18 protein-coding genes and 1 pseudogene are annotated in these 21,371 nt (G+C 71.1%); 13 read left to right on the top strand and 6 right to left on the bottom strand.

The genetic code is table 11. The features are described 5' to 3' along the window. Positions 1-7 precede the first annotated feature (7 nt). The 5 genes and pseudogenes from RB614_RS18925 to RB614_RS18945 all read left to right on the top strand — a co-directional run bounded on the left by RB614_RS18925 (position 8) and on the right by RB614_RS18945 (position 5,418). The gene (locus RB614_RS18925) at positions 8-859 is read left to right on the top strand and encodes a carbohydrate ABC transporter permease (RefSeq protein WP_308713860.1); all 852 of its coding nucleotides are present in this window, start codon (positions 8-10) and stop codon (positions 857-859) included. After that, positions 856-2,253: pseudogene (locus tag RB614_RS18930) on the top strand (GH1 family beta-glucosidase); the annotation flags it as partial. The gene RB614_RS18925 and the pseudogene RB614_RS18930, both read left to right, overlap by 4 nt. A 121-nt stretch (positions 2,254-2,374) precedes the next feature. Then, a complete protein-coding gene (locus RB614_RS18935; RefSeq protein WP_308713861.1) occupies positions 2,375-3,421 on the top strand; it encodes a LacI family DNA-binding transcriptional regulator in 1,047 nt (348 codons plus the stop codon). 133 nt (positions 3,422-3,554) lie between these two features. After that, entirely contained in the window at positions 3,555-4,280 is a 726-nt protein-coding gene (locus tag RB614_RS18940; RefSeq protein ID WP_308713862.1) for an ACT domain-containing protein, read from the top strand. Between the two features lie 73 nt (positions 4,281-4,353). Then, positions 4,354-5,418, top strand: coding sequence for a GNAT family N-acetyltransferase (locus RB614_RS18945; RefSeq protein ID WP_308713863.1), 1,065 nt, complete (start codon positions 4,354-4,356; stop codon positions 5,416-5,418). A 923-nt stretch (positions 5,419-6,341) separates the two neighbouring features. Here RB614_RS18945 and RB614_RS18950 read toward each other — a convergent pair. Next, the gene (locus tag RB614_RS18950; protein WP_308713864.1) at positions 6,342-7,916 is read right to left on the bottom strand and encodes an aldehyde dehydrogenase family protein; all 1,575 of its coding nucleotides are present in this window, start codon (positions 7,914-7,916) and stop codon (positions 6,342-6,344) included. A 512-nt stretch (positions 7,917-8,428) separates the two neighbouring features. On the opposite strand from RB614_RS18950, the gene RB614_RS18955 reads away from it, so the two are divergent. The 5 genes from RB614_RS18955 (at position 8,429) to RB614_RS18975 (ending at position 14,567) form a co-directional block, all read left to right on the top strand. After that, entirely contained in the window at positions 8,429-10,738 is a 2,310-nt protein-coding gene (locus RB614_RS18955; RefSeq protein WP_308713865.1) for a glycoside hydrolase family 9 protein, read from the top strand. Between the two features lie 139 nt (positions 10,739-10,877). Next, the gene (locus RB614_RS18960) at positions 10,878-12,152 is read left to right on the top strand and encodes an AAA family ATPase (protein ID WP_308713896.1); all 1,275 of its coding nucleotides are present in this window, start codon (positions 10,878-10,880) and stop codon (positions 12,150-12,152) included. An 85-nt stretch (positions 12,153-12,237) separates the two neighbouring features. Further along, on the top strand, positions 12,238-12,708 hold the full coding sequence (locus RB614_RS18965; protein ID WP_308713897.1) for an RloB family protein: 471 nt from the start codon (positions 12,238-12,240) through the stop codon (positions 12,706-12,708). Between the two features lie 208 nt (positions 12,709-12,916). Beyond that, on the top strand, positions 12,917-13,714 hold the full coding sequence (locus tag RB614_RS18970; protein WP_308713867.1) for a helix-turn-helix domain-containing protein: 798 nt from the start codon (positions 12,917-12,919) through the stop codon (positions 13,712-13,714). Positions 13,715-13,754: 40 nt separating this feature from the next. Continuing rightward, positions 13,755-14,567, top strand: coding sequence for an SAM-dependent methyltransferase (locus tag RB614_RS18975; RefSeq protein WP_308713868.1), 813 nt, complete (start codon positions 13,755-13,757; stop codon positions 14,565-14,567). An 88-nt stretch (positions 14,568-14,655) separates the two neighbouring features. On the opposite strand, the gene RB614_RS18980 is transcribed toward RB614_RS18975, so the two are convergent. Beyond that, complete coding sequence (locus RB614_RS18980; protein WP_308713869.1) at positions 14,656-14,862, bottom strand: DUF397 domain-containing protein; 207 nt, start codon at positions 14,860-14,862, stop codon at positions 14,656-14,658. Positions 14,863-15,183: 321 nt separating this feature from the next. Between RB614_RS18980 and RB614_RS18985 the strand changes: the two genes are divergently transcribed. After that, positions 15,184-16,137, top strand: a complete 954-nt coding sequence (locus tag RB614_RS18985; protein WP_308713870.1) for a diguanylate cyclase domain-containing protein — start codon at positions 15,184-15,186, stop codon at positions 16,135-16,137. 53 nt (positions 16,138-16,190) lie between these two features. On the opposite strand, the gene bsaP is transcribed toward RB614_RS18985, so the two are convergent. Further along, positions 16,191-16,406, bottom strand: coding sequence for a biotin synthase auxiliary protein BsaP (gene bsaP, locus RB614_RS18990; protein ID WP_308713871.1), 216 nt, complete (start codon positions 16,404-16,406; stop codon positions 16,191-16,193). Next, a complete protein-coding gene (gene bioB / locus RB614_RS18995; protein ID WP_308713872.1) occupies positions 16,403-17,398 on the bottom strand; it encodes a biotin synthase BioB in 996 nt (331 codons plus the stop codon). The genes bsaP and bioB overlap by 4 nt, the downstream gene beginning before the upstream one ends. Positions 17,399-17,433: 35 nt before the next feature. Between bioB and RB614_RS19000 the strand changes: the two genes are divergently transcribed. Both RB614_RS19000 and bioD read left to right on the top strand, forming a co-directional pair. Further along, complete coding sequence (locus RB614_RS19000; protein ID WP_308713873.1) at positions 17,434-18,570, top strand: 8-amino-7-oxononanoate synthase; 1,137 nt, start codon at positions 17,434-17,436, stop codon at positions 18,568-18,570. A 112-nt stretch (positions 18,571-18,682) separates the two neighbouring features. Continuing rightward, entirely contained in the window at positions 18,683-19,411 is a 729-nt protein-coding gene (gene bioD, locus RB614_RS19005) for a dethiobiotin synthase (protein ID WP_308713874.1), read from the top strand. 21 nt (positions 19,412-19,432) lie between these two features. Here the strand turns inward: bioD and RB614_RS19010 are convergent, their stop codons facing one another. Next, on the bottom strand, positions 19,433-20,590 hold the full coding sequence (locus RB614_RS19010) for a cytochrome P450 (protein WP_308713875.1): 1,158 nt from the start codon (positions 20,588-20,590) through the stop codon (positions 19,433-19,435). A gap of 9 nt (positions 20,591-20,599) precedes the next feature. Next, positions 20,600-21,295, bottom strand: a complete 696-nt coding sequence (locus tag RB614_RS19015; RefSeq protein ID WP_308713876.1) for a class I SAM-dependent methyltransferase — start codon at positions 21,293-21,295, stop codon at positions 20,600-20,602. Positions 21,296-21,371: the final 76 nt, after the last annotated feature.

Here is a 21,371-nt window from a genome sequence, read left to right on the forward strand (position 1 = left end):
AGACCCGATGTCCAATCTCTCCACCGGGTCGAAGCGGCTGTGGCGGACCAGCCCACTCACCTACATCGCCCTGGTCATCGCGGTGATCAGCTCGATCTACCCGCTCTACTACATGTTCGTGATCGCGACCCGCAGCAACGACGCGATCAACGACACGCCGCCGCCGTTCACCCCGGCCGGCCTCTTCGGCGACAACATCAACCGGGCGCTCGACAACGACACCGCCAACCTGCTCCAGGGCATCGTCAACTCGGTGATCGTCTCCAGCGTGGTGACCGTCTCGGTCGTACTGACCGGGTCACTGGCCGGCTTCGCCTTCGCCAAGCTCCGGTTTCGTGGCCGCAACGGACTGATGCTCGCGGTCATCGCCACGATGATGGTCCCCACCCAGCTCGGCATCATCCCGCTCTGGGGCCTGATGCAGGACATCGGCTGGTACGACTCGCTGTTCGCGGTCACGGTGCCGTTCCTGACCAGCGCGTTCGGCGTGTTCATGATGCGCCAGTACGCCACGTCGGCGGTCTCCGACGAGCTCATCGAGGCGGCCCGGATCGACGGCTGCTCCACCTGGCGGATCTACTGGAACGTGGTGCTGCCCGCGCTCCGCCCGGCCGCCGCCGTGCTCGGCCTGCTGACCTTCATGCAGACCTGGAACGAGTTCGTGTGGCCGTTCGCCATCCTGACCCCGGAGAATCCGACCCTGCAGGTGTCGCTCTCCACCCTCTCGTACGCGTACTACACGGACTACTCGATGGTGTTCGCCGCGACCGCGGTCGGCACCGTGCCACTGATCGTGGTGTTCATCCTGTTCGGCCGCCAGATCATCGGCGGCATCATGGAAGGTGCAGTCAAAGCGTGACAAGCCCGAACGGCCACGGGGTGGCCTTCCCGCCGGACTTCCTCTGGGGCGCGGCCACCGCCGCCTACCAGATCGAGGGAGGCGCCACCGAGGGCGGCCGGACGCCGTCCATCTGGGACACCTTCAGCCGTACCCCCGGGAAGGTGAAGGGGGGCGACACCGGCGACGTCGCGTGCGACCACTTCCACCGCTCGGCCGACGACGTGAAGCTCATGGCCGGGCTGGGGCTGAAGTCGTACCGGTTCTCGCTCTCCTGGCCCCGGATCCAGCCGGACGGGCGCGGCCCGGCCAATGAGGCGGGGCTGGACTTCTACCGCCGGCTCGTCGACGACCTGCTGGCGCACGGCATCGAGCCGTGGGTCACGCTCTACCACTGGGACCTGCCGCAGGCCCTGGAGGACGCGGGCGGCTGGCCGGTGCGGGACACGGCCGGCCGGTTCGCCGAGTACGCCGAGCTGGCCCACGGCGCCCTCGGCGACCGGGTGCGCTACTGGACCACGCTCAACGAGCCGTGGTGCTCGGCGTTCCTCGGGTACGGCTCGGGCGTGCACGCGCCGGGCCGCGACGACGGCGCCGACGCGCTGCGCGCGGCACACCACCTGATGCTCGGCCACGGGCTGGCGGTACAGGCGATGCGGGCCGCCCAGCCCGACCACGAGCTCGGCATCACGCTCAACCTGTACGCGATCTCGCCGCAGACCGACGCGCCCGCCGACGCCGACGCCGCCCGCCGGATCGACGGCCTGGCCAACCGGATCTTCCTCGACCCGGTGCTGCGCGGGCAGTACCCGGCCGACGTGGTCGAGGACGTGCGCGAGGTGACCGACTTCGGGCACGTGCGCGAGGGCGACCTGGAGATCATCTCCACGCCGCTGTCGGTGCTGGGGATCAACTACTACAGCCGGTACGTGGTTGCCGCTCCGGACGGGGAGCCGGCCGGGCCGTACTGGCGGGCGCCGTCCAACTGGCCCGGCAGCGAAAACGTGCGCTTCGGCGACCGCGGCCTGCCGGTCACCGACATGAACTGGGAGATCGACGCGCCCGGCCTGGTCGAGGTGCTGGATCGGGTGCACCGGGAGTACCCGCCGATCCCGATCTACATCACCGAAAACGGGTCGGCCTTCGTCGACGAGGTGGTCGACGGTGCGGTGGACGACCCCGAGCGGGTGGCGTACTTCGACGCCCACCTGCGGGCCTGCGCCGAGGCGATCGAGGCGGGCGTGCCACTGCGCGGCTACTTCGCGTGGTCGCTGATGGACAACTTCGAATGGGCGTGGGGTTATTCGAAGCGCTTCGGCATGGTCTACGTCGACTACGACAGCCAGGTACGGATTCCGAAGTCGAGCGCGAAGTGGTACGCCGAGGTGATCCGCCACAACGGCCCGCCCGCCGAGCCCCGCGTGAGCGGAGCGAGCGCGAATGGGCAGAGCCACAGCGGCTCGGAAGGGCGGGAACGCGCACAATAGGCTGGTCAGCTAACTGTGTAAGGCCCGCCCGCCGTCCGAGGAGCAGACGATGACAACACAGCGCACGCGGTCGCTCGGCCGCCCGACCCTGGACGCGGTCGCGGCCCGCGCCGGTGTCGGCCGAGGCACGGTGTCCCGTGTCGTCAACGGCTCTCCGCAGGTCAGCCCGGAGGCGCGGGCCGCGGTGCAGCAGGCGATCGAGGAGCTCGGGTACGTGCCGAACCGCGCGGCCCGGGCCCTGGTCACCCAGCGGACCGACTCGGTCGCGCTGGTGATCTCCGAGTCCGGCGAGCGGCTCTTCGGCGAGCCGTTCTTCGCCGGCATCGTCCGCGGCATCCACGCCGGCCTGCTCGACACGCCGATGCAGCTCTGGCTCGCGCTGGCCCAGTCGCCGGCCGAGCGGGAGAAGGTCGAGCACCACCTGACCAACCAGCACGTCGACGGCGTACTCCTGCTCTCGCTGCACGACGCCGACCCGCTCCCGACGCTGCTGGAGCAGCGCGGCCTGCCGACCGTGCTGGGCGGCCGGCCGGCGCGCATGCTCCAGCCGGGGGCGCAGGCGGCCAACTTCGTCGACGTCGACAACGCCGGGGGAGCCCGGCAGGCCGTCGAGTTCCTGATCGGCCGGGGGCGGCGGCGGGTCGCCACCATCGCCGGCACCCAGGACATGGGCGTGGGGATCACCCGGCTTGCCGGGTACCGGCAGGCGATCCTCGACCACGGCGGCACGGTGACCGAAGACCTCGTCGCGTACGGGGACTTCAGCGAGGCCAGCGGCACGGCGGCCATGCGCCGGCTGCTGGAGATCACACCAGACCTGGACGCGGTGTTCGTCGCCTCCGACCTCATGGCGAGTGGGGCGCTGCGGGCACTGCGCGAGGCCGGCCGGCGGGTGCCCGAGGACGTGGCGGTGGTCGGCTTCGAAGACGCGGAGATCGCGCGCCAGGCCGACCCGCCGCTGACCACCGTCTACCAGCCCGTCGAGGAGATGGGCCGGCAGATGGCGCACCTGTTGATGGCGCTGATCCGGCGGGACGAGCTCGAAGAGCCGTACGTGCTGCTGAACACCCACATGGTGCAGCGCGCGTCCGCCTGAAGAGTGGCTTCCGCCCGGGTAAACGGGGGGTTTTCGTCCCGGAGACATGGCGCAGCAACAGGGACGAAATGGTCATCAGGCACCCTGGAGTGTGCCGGCGCGGGGGCGCCGGTCTGCCGACGGGAGGCTTGTCATGTTGTTGCGGGTTCGGGTGACCCTGCCGGACCGGCCTGGTGCGTTGGGGCAGGTGGCGCGCACGCTCGGCGTCGCCGGTGCCGACATCGTCCAGGTGGTGGTCCTGGAGCGGCTGGGCGGCCGGGCCGTCGACGACTTCACCGTCGTGTGGCCGGGTGCCTCGCGGGTCGAGCGGCTGCGCGCCGGCCTCGCCGCCATCCCCGGTGTGCAGGTCGATGGCGTGTGGCGGGCCATCGGCGCGCCGGTCTCCGGCGGGCATGACGCCGAGCTGCTCGCCCAGGTCGCGGCCAACCCGACGGACGGCCTCGGCACGCTGGTCGACGCGGTCCCCGGGCTGCTGGCCGCCGACTGGGCCGCCGCCGCGGTGGTCCCGGCCGACTGGGCCGCCCGCAGCGGGTCCGCGCCGCAGTCGAGTCTCGCCGGCGGAGAGCCCGCGGTGGCCTACGCGAGCTGGCGCGCACCCGAGCCACTGCTGCTGCCCGAGGTGACCCCGCTGCGGGCGCGGTCCCTGACCGGTCCCGACCAGACGCGTTACGCGGTGGCCCCGTTCGGCCGCGCCGGCCTGGTGCTGATGGTGGCCCGCGGCGAGGCGGAGGGACTGCCGGCGGCCGGGTTCCACGTGACCGAGGTCGACCGCGTCGCGCAGCTCGTGCGGGCCGCCGCGGTCATCCTCGGCGACCGGTTGGACCTGGTCAGCGCCCCGTCCGCCGTTTCCCGATCGTGAGCGATCACGGTTGAGTAACGTCAGAGAAACAGCGGCCGTGCAGTCTTGATTTCGAGACTGAGAGGGGTTCGCGATGGGTCTGTGGCGGATCAGAGCGACCGTGGACGACCGGCCGGGATACCTGGCCGTTCTCACCGCCAGCCTGGCGCTCAAGTCGGTCAACATCCTGGCGGTGCAGGTGCACACCACCGAGGCGGGTGCGGTCGACGACTTCCTGGTCGACGCGCCCGACGCGCTGACCGAGGAGGACCTGCTCGCCGCGGTGGAAAAGGGCCGTGGCCGGGACGCCTGGGTGACCCGCACCGAGGCCCGCGAGCTGGCTGATTGGCCGACCCGCACGCTGGCGCTGGCGAGCCGCCTCGTGCGCGACCCCGACTCGCTCGGCGACGCCCTCTCCGCCCTGCTCGGCGCCGACGCGGTGATCTGGCGGCCGGCACCGGGCCAGGACCGCTACGGCGCCAACCGGGGCGGCATGCGGCTGGTCGACCCGACCGGCGGGACGTACGAGATCAGCCGCCCCGCACCCACCTTCACCCCGGCGGAGTACGCGCGGGCCCAGGCCCTGGTCGACCTCGCGGCCACCGTTGTGCGCCAGGCCGCGGACCAGGTCACGCTGGTGCTGACCGACGGCGCCGAGATCCGGGTACGCCCGGCGGTCCGCGACGACCTGACCGCGGTCACGGCGATGCACGACCGCTGCACCGCGCTCACCCGCTACCGCCGCTACCTGACCGGTTCCACCGTCCCGTCCGCCGCCCGCCTGGAGCGGATGCTCGATCCCGACCGCGGCGTGACGCTGGTGGCGCTGGCCGCCGACGACCGCGTGGTGGCGACCGCGACGCTGGTGGTCGAGGGTGCGATCGGTGAGATCGCCGTGCTGGTCGAGGACGCCTGGCAGCGCCGCGGCATCGGCACCGCGCTGCTGCGCCGGCTGGTGGCCCACGGCGAGCGCGCGGGCTACGCCGCACTGGTCGCGCACACCCACGCCGACAACACCGCCGTACTGGCCACCCTCCGCCGCCTGGGCCGCTCCGGCCCGGCCCCGGAGCGCGACGACACCGTGGTGAGCGTGACCGTGCCACTGCTCCCCGCCGCGGTCGGCGACGGCCAGCCGAGGACACCCGCCGCCTCGACCTGAGCGAGCGGGTAACGACGACGGCCCGGTCCCGGTGCGGGACCGGGCCGTTTCACGCCCGCAAACACCCTTGCAAGATCGAGCTACCGCAACGTCCGCGCTGGTCCGGACCCGATGCCTCTCACCGTGGTTTGATCATGAGGTCGGGTGCCCCTGTGAGCAAGGAGGATCCGTGCCCGTCCGAGGGCGCGGCCGTTGCCGGGTGGTCGGGGTGGTCTCGGCGAGCGCGCACGTGGCAGCCTAATGAGCGTGCAAGGGCCGGACCTCGCTGGAGTCGTTGGAGATCTCGGTGAGTAGCCCGCGCGGCCTCACCCTCCGTGGTTGGCATATCCGCCTCTCAGGCGGCGGTCTGCTCTCGTTGGTTGTGAATCTAGAACGCTTAGGGCGGATATAGAACCCTAAACGTTCTAGATCGGCTTCGGATCTGCTCCCGCCGGAGGCAAGTGGAGCGGTGACCGCGACCAGATGCGGAGGGTGAGGCCGCGAGAGCGACAGTCCGGACCTAATGCCACTCACCCTGATTTTGATCGAGGTCAGGCGACCGTGCACCGCGAACGACCGGGACGGTCCCACGATCCCCACGATCCCCCGGCCCCGCCGCCGATCAAGGGGCGCCCGGACCTCGACCCCCGAGCTCACCGCTCAGCAGTGGACCGTCCCAGCAGATCGTGGTACGAATCCGCCCGCCCGAGGGCACCTACCTACCACGATCTCAACGACCGCCCGGTGATCGCGGCCTGGCCCGCCCGGGTCAGGCCGTGGTCTGACGCTCCCGAGCGTGCCCAGCTCACGGCCTTGATCGAACCAGCGTGAGTGGCACAGGGTCCGGACCAGCGCGGACAGTGCGGCCGCGGGAACGCACCCCGCAACGGCTCTGGACAACGACGGGCGTCGCGGTAGCCCATCCATCCCTTGGAATTGATCCTCTAGGTCGTGGGGTAGCTGGTGTGGTCGGGGAAGTTGCCGTGGAGGCGTTCGCCCGGCTCGCCGAGCGTCACCGCCCGCACCAGCAGGTCGCCGCCGACGAAGGCGCCCTTCCAGGACGCGCCGCGGCCGCCGAAGGGCTCCTCGCGGTCGCCGCGGGAGCGGGGCTTGTTGATGCCCACCTTGAACGCCTGCAGGTCGCCCGCCAGCTTGGCCGCCTCCTCCTCGTCGTCGCAGGCGAGGCTGGCGACCAGGGCGCCGCCACCGGCGTTCATCTGGGCGAGCAGCTCCTCCTCGGTGTCCACGACCACGATGGTGTCGACCGGGCCGAACGGCTCGGCGTGCATCAGGCGCGAGCGGCCGGGTGGGGCGAGCAGCGCGGCCGGCGCCACGTACGCGGAGGTGTCCTGCCCCGGGAGGAAGGCGCCGCCGTCGAGCTTGCCGCGGTACAGCGGGATGGCGCCGGCGTCGATCGCCTCGCCGACCTTGCGGTGCAGCTCGTCCGCCTTGGCCGCGCTGATCAGCGGCCCGAAGTCGAGGTCGGGGAGGGGGTCCGCGCCGGCCGCCACGGCGAGGGGATGGCCGAAGCGGACCGAGCGGACCACCGGCAGGTAGACGTCGAGGAACGCGTCGACCAGCTCGCGCTGCACCACCAAGCGCGGGTACGCCGTGCAGCGCTGCTTTCCGTACTCGAAGCCCTTCCGCAGGTGTGCGGCGAGGAGGTCCCAGCGGGAGAAGTTCCAGACGCCCCAGGCGTTGAGCCCCTCCTGCTCGATCATGTGGCGCTTGTCGGTGTCGAGGAGGGCGGCGGCCACCTTGCCGCCGTTGGAGCGCCCGCCCACGAACGCGACCGCGCCGATCTCCGGGGCCCGTACGAGCACCTCGGAGAGCTCCTCGCCACCGCCGGAGAGGAGCGTCGCGGGCAGCCCGGCGCGGTGCATGAGCGCGTGCGCGACGGTGAGGCAGGTGGCGCCGCCCTGGGACGGGGTCTTGGCGATGACCGCGTTGCCGGCGAGGAGCTGTACGAGCTCGGCGTGCACCAGCACGCTCATCGGGTAGTTCCAGCTGGCGATGTTGCTCACCGGGCCGGGCAGCGGGGCTCTCGCCGGGCGCCCCGGGGAGCCGGCGAGCTGGCGGTCGATCTGCTCCAGGTACCAGCGCACGCCGTCCAGCGCGCGGTCGACGTCCGCCCGGGCCAGCCGCCACGGCTTGCCGATCTCCCAGACCAGCAGCAGTGCGAGCGTGTCCCGGTGCGCGGTGAGCTCGTCGACGGCGGCGGCGACCCGCGCTTTGCGTTCGGCCAGGGGAGTGGCGGCCCAGGCCCGGTGTGCGGTCGCCGCGGACGCGACGGCGGCCCGCGCGGCGCCGGCGTCCACACGGGACAGACGGGCGAGGGCGGTGTTGTCGACCGGGGTGCGGACCGCGCTGGGGGTACCGACGGAGCGCCACTCGTCGCCGATGAGATTACGCAGGGTCACGTCACCGCCGGTAGCGCGGTCGAACGCCTCGGGTGCCGCGGCGACCGCGCGGGCGAGTACGTCCGCCCACGCGGTGCCCGGGGCGAGCTGCAGGGCCATCGCTGCCTCCTCGGTCTGGCTTGCCGTTTCGCCGAGGGTCCCGGCCGTGCGTGGTGGGCCGCAACTGGACGTTGGTATGCCAAACCGCGTTTACCTGCAATTTTCTGATTCGCACGTTCGCAGCCGAGCGCGTGACCAGGGGTGGACGGAGACCCCTTCACAAGCGGGAAACAGTATGGGAACATAGGTGGCTATATATGGGAGCGCTCCCATCTCCCGAGCCAACCCCCACCCGTTCGCGGCTCTCCCGAAACGAGGTGAGGGGCGGATGCGCCCACATCCGCCCCTCGATGTCCTCACTACGCGTAGTCGCGCGCGGCTCCACAGCAGACTCCGACCGTCGCGTCGCGCAGCCGCGACGTGGCGGCCGGGGCCTGGAAACACGGACAGGAGCGAGTCTAGTGAGCGAGCTTGCGAGCGAACCAGCAAACTCAGCGATAAACCTCCGCGCAGGCCGCACCACCAGACGGCCGTTTGTTGCCAGAGCCATCTGGTATCGCCGCGCGGCCGCTGTGGCCTCGGCCGTCCTGGTCGCGGTGGCCGCCGCGATCTGGGCGGCGCCCCGCTCGGAGGCGGCCGGTGCATACAACTACGCCGAAGCCCTGCAAAAGTCCCTTTTCTTCTACGAGGCCCAGGTCTCCGGCCGCAAGCCCGCCTGGAACCGGGTCTCCTGGCGCGGCGACTCCGCGCTGAGCGACGGCTCGGACGTCGGGCTGGACCTCACCGGCGGCTGGTTCGACGCCGGCGACCACGTGAAGTTCGGCTTCCCGATGGCGTTCACCACGACGATGCTCGCCTGGGGCGCGGTGGAGTACCGGGAGGCGTACGCCGCCTCGGGCCAGCTCACCCACCTGCTCAATAACCTCCGCGTGCCCAACGACTACTTCATCAAGGCGCACCCCTCCGCGAACGTCCTCTATGGACAGGTGGGCAAGGGCGACGACGACCACAAGTGGTGGGGGCCGGCCGAGGTACTCCCGATGGCGCGCCCGGCGTACAAGATCGATGCCACCTGCGGTGGCGCGGACCTGGCCGGTGAGACGGCGGCCGCGATGGCCGCCTCCTCGATGGTCTTCCGCCCCACGGACGCCGCCTACGCGAACACGCTGCTGACTCACGCGCGGCAGCTCTACACGTTCGCCGAGACGGTGAAGCGGATGTACCACGAGTGCATCACCGACGTCACCAGCTTCTACAAGTCCTGGAGCGGGTACGCCGACGAGCTGGTCTGGGGCGCGATCTGGCTCTACCGGGCCACCGGCGACGCCGCCTACCTGGCCAAGGCCGAGGCCGGCTACGACGCGCAGGGCAACGAGAACCAGACCAACACCAAGATGTACAAGTGGACGATCGCGTGGGACAACAAGCAGTTCGGCAACTACGTGCTGCTGGCCAACCTCACCGGCAAGCAGAAGTACGTCGACGACGCCAACCGCTGGCTCGACTGGTTCACGGTCGGCGTCAACGGTGAGAAGGTGCGCACCTCGCCCGGCGGCATGGTGGTGGTCGACACCTGGGGCGCCCTGCGGTACGCGGCCAACACCGCCTTCGTCGCCCTGCTCTACAGCGACAAGACCACCGACACGGCGCGCAAGACCCGCTATAACGACTTCGCGGTCAAGCAGATCGACTACGCGCTCGGCGCCAACCCGCGCAACTCCAGCTATGTCATCGGGTTCGGCGGCAACTACCCGAAGAACCCGCACCACCGCACCGCGCACGGCTCCTGGTGGGACAGCATGACCACGCCCACCAACACCCGCCATGTCCTCTATGGAGCGTTGGTCGGCGGCCCCTCGTCGCCGGACGACGCGTACAAGGACGAGCGCAACGACTACGTGATGAACGAGGTGGCCACCGACTACAACGCCGGCTTCACCTCCGCGCTGGTCCGGCTCTACCAGGAGTACGGCGGCACACCGCTGGCCAGCTTCCCGCAGCCGGAGACGCCGGACATCGACCAGTTCACGGTCGAGACCACCGTCATGCAGAACGAGCCGCGGGCGACTGGCATCAAAGCCATCGTGTACAACAAGTCGGCGTACCCGGCGCGGGCGCTGACCCGCTCGGTGTTCCGCTACTACTTCACCCGCGAGGGCTCCGCCGCTCCCGTGGTGACCAGCGGGTACACCCAGGGCTGCCCGTCGCCCACCACCGCCCGCCAGCACAGCGGCGACATCTGGTACGTCGAGGTGGACTGCACCGGCTACACGATCGCGCCGGCCGGGCAGTCGCAGCACCGGATGGAGGTGCAGTTCAAGATCGGCGTACCCGAGGGCGGCACCTGGGACCCGGCCAACGACCCCTCGTACCAGGCGGCCGCCGGCCCCAACCGCGCCGTGCCGCTCTACGAGAACGGCGTGCAGCTCTGGGGCGACCCGCCCGGCACCGTCACGCCCAGCCCGACGACGCCGACCCCGTCGGTGTCGCCCTCGCCGTCGGTTTCCGTGTCGCCGTCGGTCTCCCCGACCCCGAGCCCGACCCCGACGACGCCGGGGCCGTCCGGGCCGTGCGCGGTCACCTACAGCACCAACGACTGGTCGAACGGCTTCACCGGCAACCTGACCATCCGCAACACCGGCGGCGCCGCGTGGTCCTCGTGGACGGTGGCCTTCACCTTCCCCGGCGGGCAGCGGATAACCCAGGGCTGGGGCGCCCGCTGGACGCAGAGCGGCACCGCGGTCACCGGCACCAACGAGTCCTGGAACGGCGCGGTGCCGGCCGGCGGGCAACTGTCGGTCGGCTTCAACGCCTCGCACACCGGCACGAATCCGCGCCCGACCGCGTTCACGGTCAACGGCGCCGCCTGCACGGTCGCGTGAGGCAGGGGTGGAGGGACGTGCATCTGGGTACGTCCCTCCGCCATGAGCCGTGAGCCTGCAACTTCACCCCACATTTCGTCGATTCTTGACGTAGAGTGGCCTGAGCGTGCAGTGTGTACGCGATGGAAGCGGGCGAGTGATGCTGCTGCGGTTCGAGGTCTCCAACCATCGGTCGATCATGGAGCCGGTCGAGCTCTCCATGGTCGCCGTCGACGACGACCGACCCGCGGCGCGTTCCTACGAGCGGCTCAACGAGAAGGTTCTCACCGTCGCCGGGGTGTACGGCCCGAATGCGTCCGGCAAGTCCAATCTGCTAGACGCATTCGCGTGGATATCGGTCGCGGTTCGCGATTCATTGCGGTCCTGGGATCGGCGCATTCCACGAAATGCATTCAAGTTTGCCGTTGGGCCGGAGACACCATCGACCTTCGAGGTCGAAATGATGGTGGATGGTGTTCGTTACGAGTACCGGGTCGAGCTCGACGACGAGGGCGTTGTCTTCGAAGGGCTCTACAGCTATCCCGAGCGGCGACGTCGATCGCTCTTCGAGAGGGATGGGCTCGAGGTCACCTTCAGGCGAGGGCTGGGCGGACTCTCCGGGACGCGGGAGCTACTGACACCCACGACTCTCGCGCTTTCCGCCGCGATGAGACTCGACATACCCGAGGTCGAGGGCTTCGGGCGGCTGCTGGCGAACGTCGGCATCCTGGGTGGTCAGCGGCACCTCGGGGGGCGGTCGTGGTCGCCGTGGGAGGCGATGTCGTCCACGCAGCGGCTGTTCATCGACGCCACGCGCGGCGAGCAGTTGGCACTGTTCGGCGAATCGGAGTCGGAGCAATTCGGCTCGAAATCCGCACTGGCGCTGCTGCGCCTGGCCGACCTGGGGATCGACGACGTAAAGGTCGTCGATGATTTGGCCGGTTCGGATGGGGACGTTCGCCCCAGGCTCTGGTTTGTGCATCGGGCAGCCGGTCAGGAGTTGCTTTTCGATCTTGGTGAGGAGTCAGCGGGCACGCGCACCTGGTTCGGCCTTATCGGACCCATGCTGTGGGCTCTCCGAAATGGCCAGGTGCTCCTATTCGACGAGATCGACGCCAGCCTCCATCCGAAGCTGTCGGCGCGCCTGCTCGAGTTGTTTCAGGATCCGGAGGCCAACCCGTACGGTGCCCAGCTGATCTTTACTACACACGACACGAGCCTCCTCAACCACCTTAATCGGGACGAGGTCTGGCTGACCGAGAAGAACGAGCGGGGTGCCACCGTTCTCACCGCCCTCGCCGAGTACGGCGGGGACAAGGTCCGCCGATCCTTGAATCTGGAGAAGGCATACCTGCAGGGACGGTTCGGTGCCGTGCCCCAGTTCGATCAACGCCTACTGCGCAGCGTCCTCGGCTTGGCGGCAGGCGGAGACTGATGGCACGCGGCCGGTCCAAGGCGGGTAAGCCCTTGAGGCGAAGCGTGAGCCGGGTGTCAAGGATGTCGCTGCCGTTGATCTACGCATCGAGCGGAGCTCAGCCGGGTCCGTGCCGTTGACGCTGGTACGCGCGGCCGTCGAAGCCCGGGAGCGGGCGGATCGCGAAGAGGGCGAGGTCGACGAGATCTGGTGCGTGTTCGATGTGGAATGGCCAGCCAACCATCCGGGCCTGCGTGAGGCCTTGGATCTCGCCCAACGGCACGACATCCGGGTGGCCGTCTCCAATCCCTGCTTCGAACTGTGGCTGGTCCTGCACTTCCAGGACTGGCGGGCGTGGCTCGACAACGACGGCGCGCGCCGCCTTCGTCGTTCCTGTGATGGACAGGAGGACAAGGGCGTCATAGGGAGGAGCTACATGGCCCGACGCCTGGCGGCCGTGGAACGGGCGATCGTCCTCGACCGGATGCATGCCCGGAACGGCACCGCGTTTCCGCACGACAACCCGTCGTCGGGGATGCATCTGCTCGTGACTGCCGTATCCTTGCCTTCGCCGTAGCCGGCGCGATGAGTGCAAATTCCCACCCGATGAGGGGTGTATCACGATTCGTCAGACCTAGGTTACGCAGCTCCGACATCATCTGTTTGATTCGCGACGCCGGGTCGCCTGTTGACAACTCGGCGTTGCAGGTACGGTATTCGGCGTCATCGTCCACACGGGGTTGGCGGGGCGGAGGTGGGGAGTGCCGGTCACAGGCCAACGCGTCGTGCGACGGACGTTGGGACGGCGGCTGACTCGATTACGGACCGCGTCCGGGATGAGTCGGCGTGAGGTCGCGGAAGCGCGGCTGGGTATTTCAGAGCCGACGTTGCACCGCATCGAGACTGGCAAGGTGCCGGTCACCGCGGCGAACGTGCGCGCGCTCTGCTGGTTGTACGGCGCGGACCAGAGCATCACCGACGCGCTCGCCGAGCTCGCGCTCGGCACGTCCCAGCAGGAGTGGTGGGACGCCAGCCCGGTGATCCCGGAGTGGTTCAAGCTCTACGTCGGTCTGGAGGCGTCGGCGTCCCGCATGTTCGGGTACGACGGCGAGGTCATCCCCGGCGAGCTGCAGACCCCGGAGTACGCGCGGGGCGTCTTCGGCGCCGAGCAGCCGGTCGAGTCGGAGGCCGCCGAGCGCCACATCAAGCTCCGCATGCAGCGGCAGAAGAGCCTGTTCGCCCGCAACCCGCCGATCCGTCTCGTGACGGTGCTCGGCGAGGGCGCGCTGACCCGGCCGGTCGGCGGTGAGCAGGTGCTCAAGGCGCAGATCGAGCACCTGCGGCGGCTCTCTCGGGAGGACGCGGTCGACATCCGGGTGCTGCCGTTCTCGGTCGGCGCCCACGCGGCGATGGCCGGCGCCTTCCGGATCCTGGAGTTCGACGACCCGGACGACCCGGACGTGGTCTACCTGGAGTCCCACGTCGGCGCGCTCTACCTGGAGGAGCAGGCCGAGGTCGACGAATATCGGCGGATCTTCGACCTCATCAGTAAGGATTCCGTACCGGTAGGGGAGTACCGGTGACGACGACCTGGGGAAGGGCGTGACAGGGGTGGGCAACGGCGTGCCAGGCGCACATCAAAAGCCGGCCACGGCGGCTCGGATGTACGACTACTACCTGGGCGGGATCCACAACTTCCCGGCCGATCAGGAAGCCGCCAAGGTGGTGCTGTCGAAGTCGCCGCTGCTGCCCGCGATCGCCCGCAGCAACCGGGCGTTCCTGGGACGTGCGGTCAACTACCTGACCTCGGCCGGCGTGCGCCAGTTCCTGGACCTCGGCTCGGGCATCCCCACCGAGGGCAACGTCCACGAGATCGCGCAGGCGGCGATCCCGAACGCCCGAGTGGTCTATGTGGACATCGACCCCGAGGCGGTGTCCGAGAGCCTGGACCTGCTGGAGGGCAACGAGTTCGCCACGGCCATCCGCGCCGACGTCCGCGAGCCGCAGGCCATCCTCACCCACTCGCAGGTGCGCAAGCTGCTCGACTTCGACCAGCCGGTCGCGGTCCTGCTGGTCGCCGTCCTGCACTTCGTGGAAGACACCGACGAGGCCCGCGACATCGTGGCCACGCTCCGCTCCAAGCTCGCCCCGGGCAGCCACGTCGTGATCGCGCACGCGACCGTGGACGAGATCGTGTTCGACGAGGAGCACGCGCAGTACTGGAAGAGGAGCCAGGAGGTGTACCGGCGGCAGACCACCACGCCGCTGACGCCGCGTACCAAGAGCGACGTCGCCCGCCTCTTCGACGGGCTCGAGATGGTCGAGCCCGGTCTCACCTGGGTGAACCAGTGGCGGCCGGACCCCGACACGGCCGACGACTTCAAGGACAACCCGCACCTGTCGAGCTTCTACGTCGGCATGGGCCGCGTGCTCTGAGATTGTCCACTTAGCACGATCGAGACCGTCCACTTAGCGCGATCGCCGGCCCCGAGGGGCCGGCGATCTTTTCGGGGTCCGCTTGTGGTCAGTCGGCCAGGAGCTGGTCGAACTCGCCGCGCTTGGCGCCGAACAGGAACGAGTCCCACTCTTCGGTGGTGAAGACCACCGTGCCGGCGTCGCGTGCCTTGCTGTTACGGACCTCGATGAGGCCCTCGTGGCGGCGCGCCTCGACGCAGCTGCCGCCGTTGCCGGTCGACCTACTGGACATGATCCAGCCGGTTTCGTTACTCATCAGTACTCCCTCGCGCTGGAGTGCTTGCTGTGGGTAACCGGCGTGACCCCCGGGCCGGTGACCGGTGTGCCACCCGATGCCCGTGTGACAGGCAGAACCGCGCTTGGGGCGCGCGGATCATTCTTTCACCACGAAAGTGGCACGTACCTAGAGTAGCCGAAACTGGTTCCGATGCACGATGTCGTCGTGACAGTTATCCAGGTGAAATCTTGCACGTGCGTCTGCAAACTGTCATGATTCCTTTGTGGCGAGGGCATCCTTCGTCGCCATATGTCGACTCGACGGCACCGCTGGTCCGCCGCAGTCTTGAGAGGATGGCCGATGCGGATCCTCGATTCCGCCGCCGCCGACACGGGCGGTGCGCCGCCCGCCGGTGGCCAGCCGCGGACCGAGGCCGACGCCGCTCGACTCCAGGCTCGCATCGACCAGCTTGAGGCGCACGTCCAGCGGCTGGAGGCGGAGCGCAAGACGCTCCACTGGATGGCCGGCCACGACGCGCTCACCGGCCTCGCCAACCGCCGCCTCTTCCACGCGATCGCGCCGACGCTGCTGCTCGGCGGCGAGCGCTCCGCGGCGGTCCTGATCCTCGACCTCAACGGCTTCAAGCCGATCAACGACACGTACGGGCACGACGCCGGCGACGAGGTCCTCTGCGAGATCGCCCGGCGCATGTCCGCCTGCCTCGGCGACCACCTGGTGGCCAGGTTCGGCGGTGACGAGTTCGCCGCGCTGCCCAGCGCGCCGCGCGCGGACGCCGCCGAGTCCTGGTGGCACGAGGTCGCCGCCTCGCTGAGCGCCGCGATCGCGCCCCCGATGCACGTGGCGGGACGCGAGCTCACCGTGACCGCCTCGATCGGCGTGGTCCCGGCCGGGCACCCCGCCGACCTTCCCGACCTGCTGCGCCGTGCCGACCAGGCGATGTTTCGGGCCAAGCGGCACGCGCGCACCACCGGCAAGGCCGGCATCACCTGGGTGGTGGCCACCGAGAGCGGTGGACGCGCCGTGACGTACGAGCCGGCCGCCGCCCCCGTCGCCATCCCGGGCCCGACCGCGCCGGCACCGGCCGTGCCGTACCGGCCGGGTGACCCGGTGTGGGTGCACCGTGACGGCTTCCGCCGCGCGGGCGTGGTCGAGGGCGCCTCGGAGTGGGCGGCCCTGGTCCGCTACCGCTGCTCCGACGGCACCGGCACGATGGTCGACACGATGCCCGCCGACTGCCTGGCGATCCGTGCCGAGGCGGACCCGCATCTGGACCGGGAGCCGTCCGAGCTGTGACGGGGGTCGCCACTACCGCCCGGCGGCGCGGTAGTGGCGGCATGGTCTCGGCCTCAGCCCGAGCGCGCCGTGCCGTGCTCGACGCAGGTGGCCGACCAGCCCGCCGGCAGCACCTGCACCTTCATGCGGCGGCGGCAGGCCGGGCAGTAGCGCGGCGGCTCCAGCCGCCGGGCGGCGGCGCAGGCGGAGTGGTCGCCCTCGGCCGCCCGCTCACCGCACCGGTCACACCAGAGCGCGGCGGCGGTCACAGCGTCGCCCTTCCCGGTCACAGCGTTGCCGAGAGGGCCTTGACCGGCATCTTCAGCTCGTCGAGCAGGGCCAGGTCATCGCCGGCCGGGCGACCGAGCGTGGTCAGGTAGTTGCCGACGATCACCGCGTTGATGCCGCCCAGCAGGCCGTCGCGCGTGCCCAGGTCGCCGAGTGTGAGCTCGCGCCCGCCCGCGTACCGCAGGATCGTGCGCGGCATCGCGAGCCGGAACGCGGCGATCGCCCGCAGCGCGTCCTTGCCCTCGACCACCGGGCGGTCGCCGAGCGGTGTACCCGGGCGGGGGTTGAGGAAGTTGAGCGGCACCTCGTGCGGGTCGAGCTCGGCCAGCTGCACGGCGAACTCCGCCCGCTGCTCCACCGTCTCGCCGAGCCCCAGGATGCCGCCGCAGCAGACCTCCATGCCCGAGTCGCGGACCATGCGCAGCGTGTCCCAGCGCTCCTCCCACGAGTGCGTGGTGACCACGTTCGGGAAGTACGAGCGGCAGGTCTCCAGGTTGTGGTTGTACCGGTGCACGCCCATCTCGACCAGCTCGTCGACCTGCGCCTGGCTCAGCATGCCCAGCGACGCGGCGACCTGGATGTCCACCTCGGCCCGGATCGCCGCGACGCCCTCGCGCATCTGCTTCATCAGCCGGTCGTCCGGGCCACGCACGGCGGCCACGATGCAGAACTCGGTCGCACCCGTCTTCGCGGTCTGCTTGGCCGCCTCCACCAGCGCGGGGATGTCGAGCCAGACCGAGCGTACGGGCGAGGTGAAGAGGCCGGACTGGGAGCAGAAGTGGCAGTCCTCGGGACAGCCGCCGGTCTTCAGCGAGACGATGCCCTCGACCTCGACCTCCGGACCGCACCAGCGCATCCGCACCTCGTGGGCGAGCTGCAGCGCGTCCGGTACGCACTCGTCGGGCAGGCGCAGCACCGCCAGCACGCCGGCCTCGTCGAGGCCGACGCCGCGTTCGAGCACCTGGGTACGGGCGAGGTCGAGGATCTCTGGCATGGTCGTACCTTACAAGTAAGGTGACGAGGGGAATCATGAGTGAATGGCTGGAGCGGCTCGATCGCAAGGCCGAGCTGCGCGCCAAGGCGGGGCTCACCCGGCGGCTGAGACACCGGTCGCCCGGTGAGGGCGTGGTGGACCTGGCCGGCAACGACTACCTCGGGCTGGCCACCCACCCGGACGTGGTCGCCGCGGCCCAGGCGGCACTCACCGCGTACGGGCTCGGCGCCACCGGCTCCCGCCTCGTCCGCGGCTCCACCGACGCCCACGCCGCCTTGGAGGAGCGGCTCGCCGGCTGGCTCGGCGCCGAGACCGCGCTCGTGTACTCCTCCGGGTACCTGGCCAACCTCGGCGCGGTGCGGGCGCTGACCCGCCCGCGTACCCTCCTCGTCTCCGACGCCCACAACCACGCCTCGCTGATCGACGGGTGCCGCATCTCCGGCGCGGAGGTGGTCGTCACGCCGCACGCGGACGTCGCCGCGGTCGAGGCGGCCCTGGCCGCCGCGCCCGGGCGGCCGGCGGTGGTGGTCACCGAGTCGATCTTCTCGGTCGACGGCGACCTCGCGCCCCTCGCCGACCTGCACGCGGCGGCCCGCCGCCACGGCGCGTTGCTGCTGGTCGACGACGCGCACGCGCTCGGCGTGACCGGCCCGGCCGGCGCCGGCGGCGTCGCGGCCGCGGGCCTGGCCGGCGAGCCCGACGTGGTGGTCACCGCCACGCTCTCCAAGTCGCTCGGCGCGGCCGGTGGCTTCGTCGCCGGGCCGGCGCCGCTGGCGCGGCACCTGGTCGACACCGGCCGGACGTTCATCTTCGACACCGCGCCACCGCCGGCCGTCGCCGCCGGCGCGCTCGCCGCGCTGGAGGTGGCCCGCGCCTCCGACGGCCGCCGCGCGGAGCTCACCGATCGCGCCGACACACTGGTACGCCGCCTGCGTGCCGCCGGCCTCGAGGTCTCCACCCCGGCCGGGGCGGTGGTCTCGGTGACCGCGCCGGGCCCGGAGACCGCCGTGGCGTGGGCCGCGGACTGCCGCGATCGCGGCGTGGCCGTAGGCTGCTTCCGTCCACCTTCCACTCCGGACAGTCGGGCCCGGCTGCGGTTGACGGTCAACGTCGGCGTGCCGCGGGCCGATTTCGACCGGGCCCTCGACGTGATCGTGGAGTGCGCACCGTGATCTCTTTGCTTGTGCCGCGATCGGTCCGCGATCCCGCCGCTTGTGCGGCGACCGGTCCGCGGCGAGGCCGGCCGGGCACCTCGTGGCCGCCCGTGGCGAAGCGAGGACGGCCATGAGCGGGGAATGGCGCGGGCCGGTGGTCGTGACCGGCACCGACACCGACGTGGGCAAGACCGTGGTGGCCGCCGCCATCACGGCGGCCGCGCAGGCCGCCGGGCTGCGGGTCGCGGTGGTCAAGCCCGGCCAGACGGGTACCGCCACCGGCGGACCCTCCGATGTGGACATCGTCAACCGGCTGGCCAGCCCGGCGACCGCGCGCACGCTCGCGACCTACCCGGACCCGCTGGCCCCGCTCGCCGCCGCGCGGGTGGCGGAGCTGGCGCCACTGGAGCTGTACGCGGTGGTCGACGAGGTGCGCGCCGAGGCGGAAAAGCACGACCTGGTGCTGGTCGAGGGGGCCGGCGGGCTGCTGGTGCCGATGGGCCTGCGCCCGTCCGGCGAGCCGTGGACCGTGGCCGACCTGGCGGTCTCCCTCGACGCGCGGGCCGTGGTGGTCAACCGCGCCGGCCTCGGCACGCTCAACCACACCGCGCTCACGCTGGAGGCCCTGGACCGCCGCGGCGTGTCGGCGGGCGTGGTGCTGGGCGCGTGGCCGCCCGAGCCGGAGCTGGTGCACTGGGAAAACCTCGGCGAGCTCCTGCCCAACCTGGTCGGCGCCCTCCCGGACGGCGCCGGCGCGATGGAGCCCGGCGTCTTCCAGCGCTCCGCCCCGGGCTGGCTGACGCCCGCTCTCTACGGCGTCCTGGACGACTGGCGGGTCTGGGCCGAGGACGTCTCCTAGCCTTGGCCCGGGCTGGCGTCCCTAGCCTTTCTGGACGACGAACGCGTCCGGCATGCGAAAGGAGAGGTTGTCCGGGCACCACGGGGGGCGTACCACCTCGACGCCCCGCAACAGCGGCGCGGTCTCGGCCACCACCACCGAGGCTTCCATGCGGGAGAGTTGGGCGCCGACGCAGCGGTGGGCGCCGGCGCCGAAGGCGAGGTGCCGCCGCGAGCCCCGCTGACCCGGGCGAAACTCGTCCGGATTCGGCACTACTGACCCGTCGCGGCCGGCCCGCGCGAGCCACAGCAGGACGCTCGTCCCGCGCGCGACCGGCGTACCGCCCAGCACCGTGTCCCGCGCGGCGACCCGCCGCCAGGTGACGATCGGCGGTACCAGGCGCAGCCCCTCCTCGACCACGTCGTCCACGGCGACGGCGCCGGTGAGCAGGCCGTCGAGCACCGCCGGCTCGCCGGTCAGCCGGTGCAGCAGCAGCGTCAGGAACTGCGAGGTCGTCTCCTGCCCCGCCACCAGCAGGAAGAAGAGCGCGCCGACCACCATGTCCAGGCTCTCCGCGTGCGCCCGCAGGTCGGCCGCCAGCCCCGGCCCGCTCTTCGCGAACTCCCGCAGGACTGCGTGGAAGCGCCCCACGATCTCGGCCAGGGCGAGCTGCCGGTCGAGCGCCACCGGCGCCCAGAAGAGCTCCAGCGCCGCCCGGGTGAACTCCTTGACCACGGCCGCCTCGGCGTCCGGCAGCGCGACGAGCCGGGCGAGGACCAGCAGGGGCAGGTCGGCGGTCAACTCCCCGTACACGTCGATGGGTCGCCCGTCGAGGTCGGCCGTGAGCTGGCCGACCCGCCCGCGCACGACGGCGGTCAGCCACGCCCGCTGCTCCTCGACCCGTCGCGGATGCAGCGCCTCGGCGACGATCCCCCGGATCGCGGGGTGGCTGGGATGCCCGTTGTTGGCCAGGGTCGGCGGCAGCCGGAAGCCGTGCTGGGTGAGGATCCGCAGGGCGCCGACCGGGATGGGGGTGACCGCGTCGAGCGCGTTGTCCGGCCGGAAGGTCTCCTGGTCGGCCAGCACCTGCCGGACGAGGGCATGCCGCGTCACGACGAGGTGCTCGACCCCGACATGGTCCGCGACGGTGGCGACGTCAGGCCATTCCCGCGCGTGCGCCTCCCAGGTCCGAAACAGCACGCGGTCACGCTACCGCCCGCCATCGCGGGCGACGCCCGGGGTGGCGCCGGGTCCGATCGCCTGGTCCAGGGTGACCTGCCAGACAGTGGTTTGCTTGATCTCGGCGTCCTCCAGGGTCGCTACGACCGGGACGGCGTACGCGGCCACCCTCCGCAGGCCTGACGGCGGCAGGTATGCCCGCCCCGGGTCGCCGACCATGACCAGCGCGCCGGCGGCGGCCGCGCGCTGGAAGTACGCCATCATGCGCTCGGCCATCGCGCGGCTGTAGAAGACGTCGCCGGCCAGGACCACGGCCGCGTCCGGGGTGGTGTCGAGGATGTCGCGCTCCACCGCTGCCACCGTCACGCCGTTCGCCGCTGCGTTTGCGGCCACCGCGGCCAGCGACAGCGGGTCGATGTCGACCGCGGTCACCGCCGCCGCGCCGGCCTTGGCCGCGGCGATCGCGACCAGGCCGGAGCCCGCGGCCAGGTCCAGTACCTCGCGGCCGGCGACCAGCGCCGGGTGGTCCAGCACGTGGCGGGCCAGGGCCTGCCCGCCGGCCCACGCGAACGCCCAGAACGGCGGTGGCTGGCGTGTGGCCGACTCGTTTTCGGTCCGCTCCCACAGCGCGATGGCCTCGTCCGCCTGGTGGAGGAGGATCTCGGGGACCAGCGGCACCGGGGAGAGGCGGGTGTGCGCGCGGACGAAGCCGCGGAAGTCGGTCACCCGTCGAATCCTAATATTGACCGTTTTGCTGACCGGTGTCCGACTCCGCGGGCGAACCGGCCGGCGCACTCTGGCT

The organism is Phytohabitans maris, assembly GCF_031085175.1.
GTDB classification, from domain to species: Bacteria; Actinomycetota; Actinomycetes; order Mycobacteriales; family Micromonosporaceae; genus Phytohabitans; species Phytohabitans maris.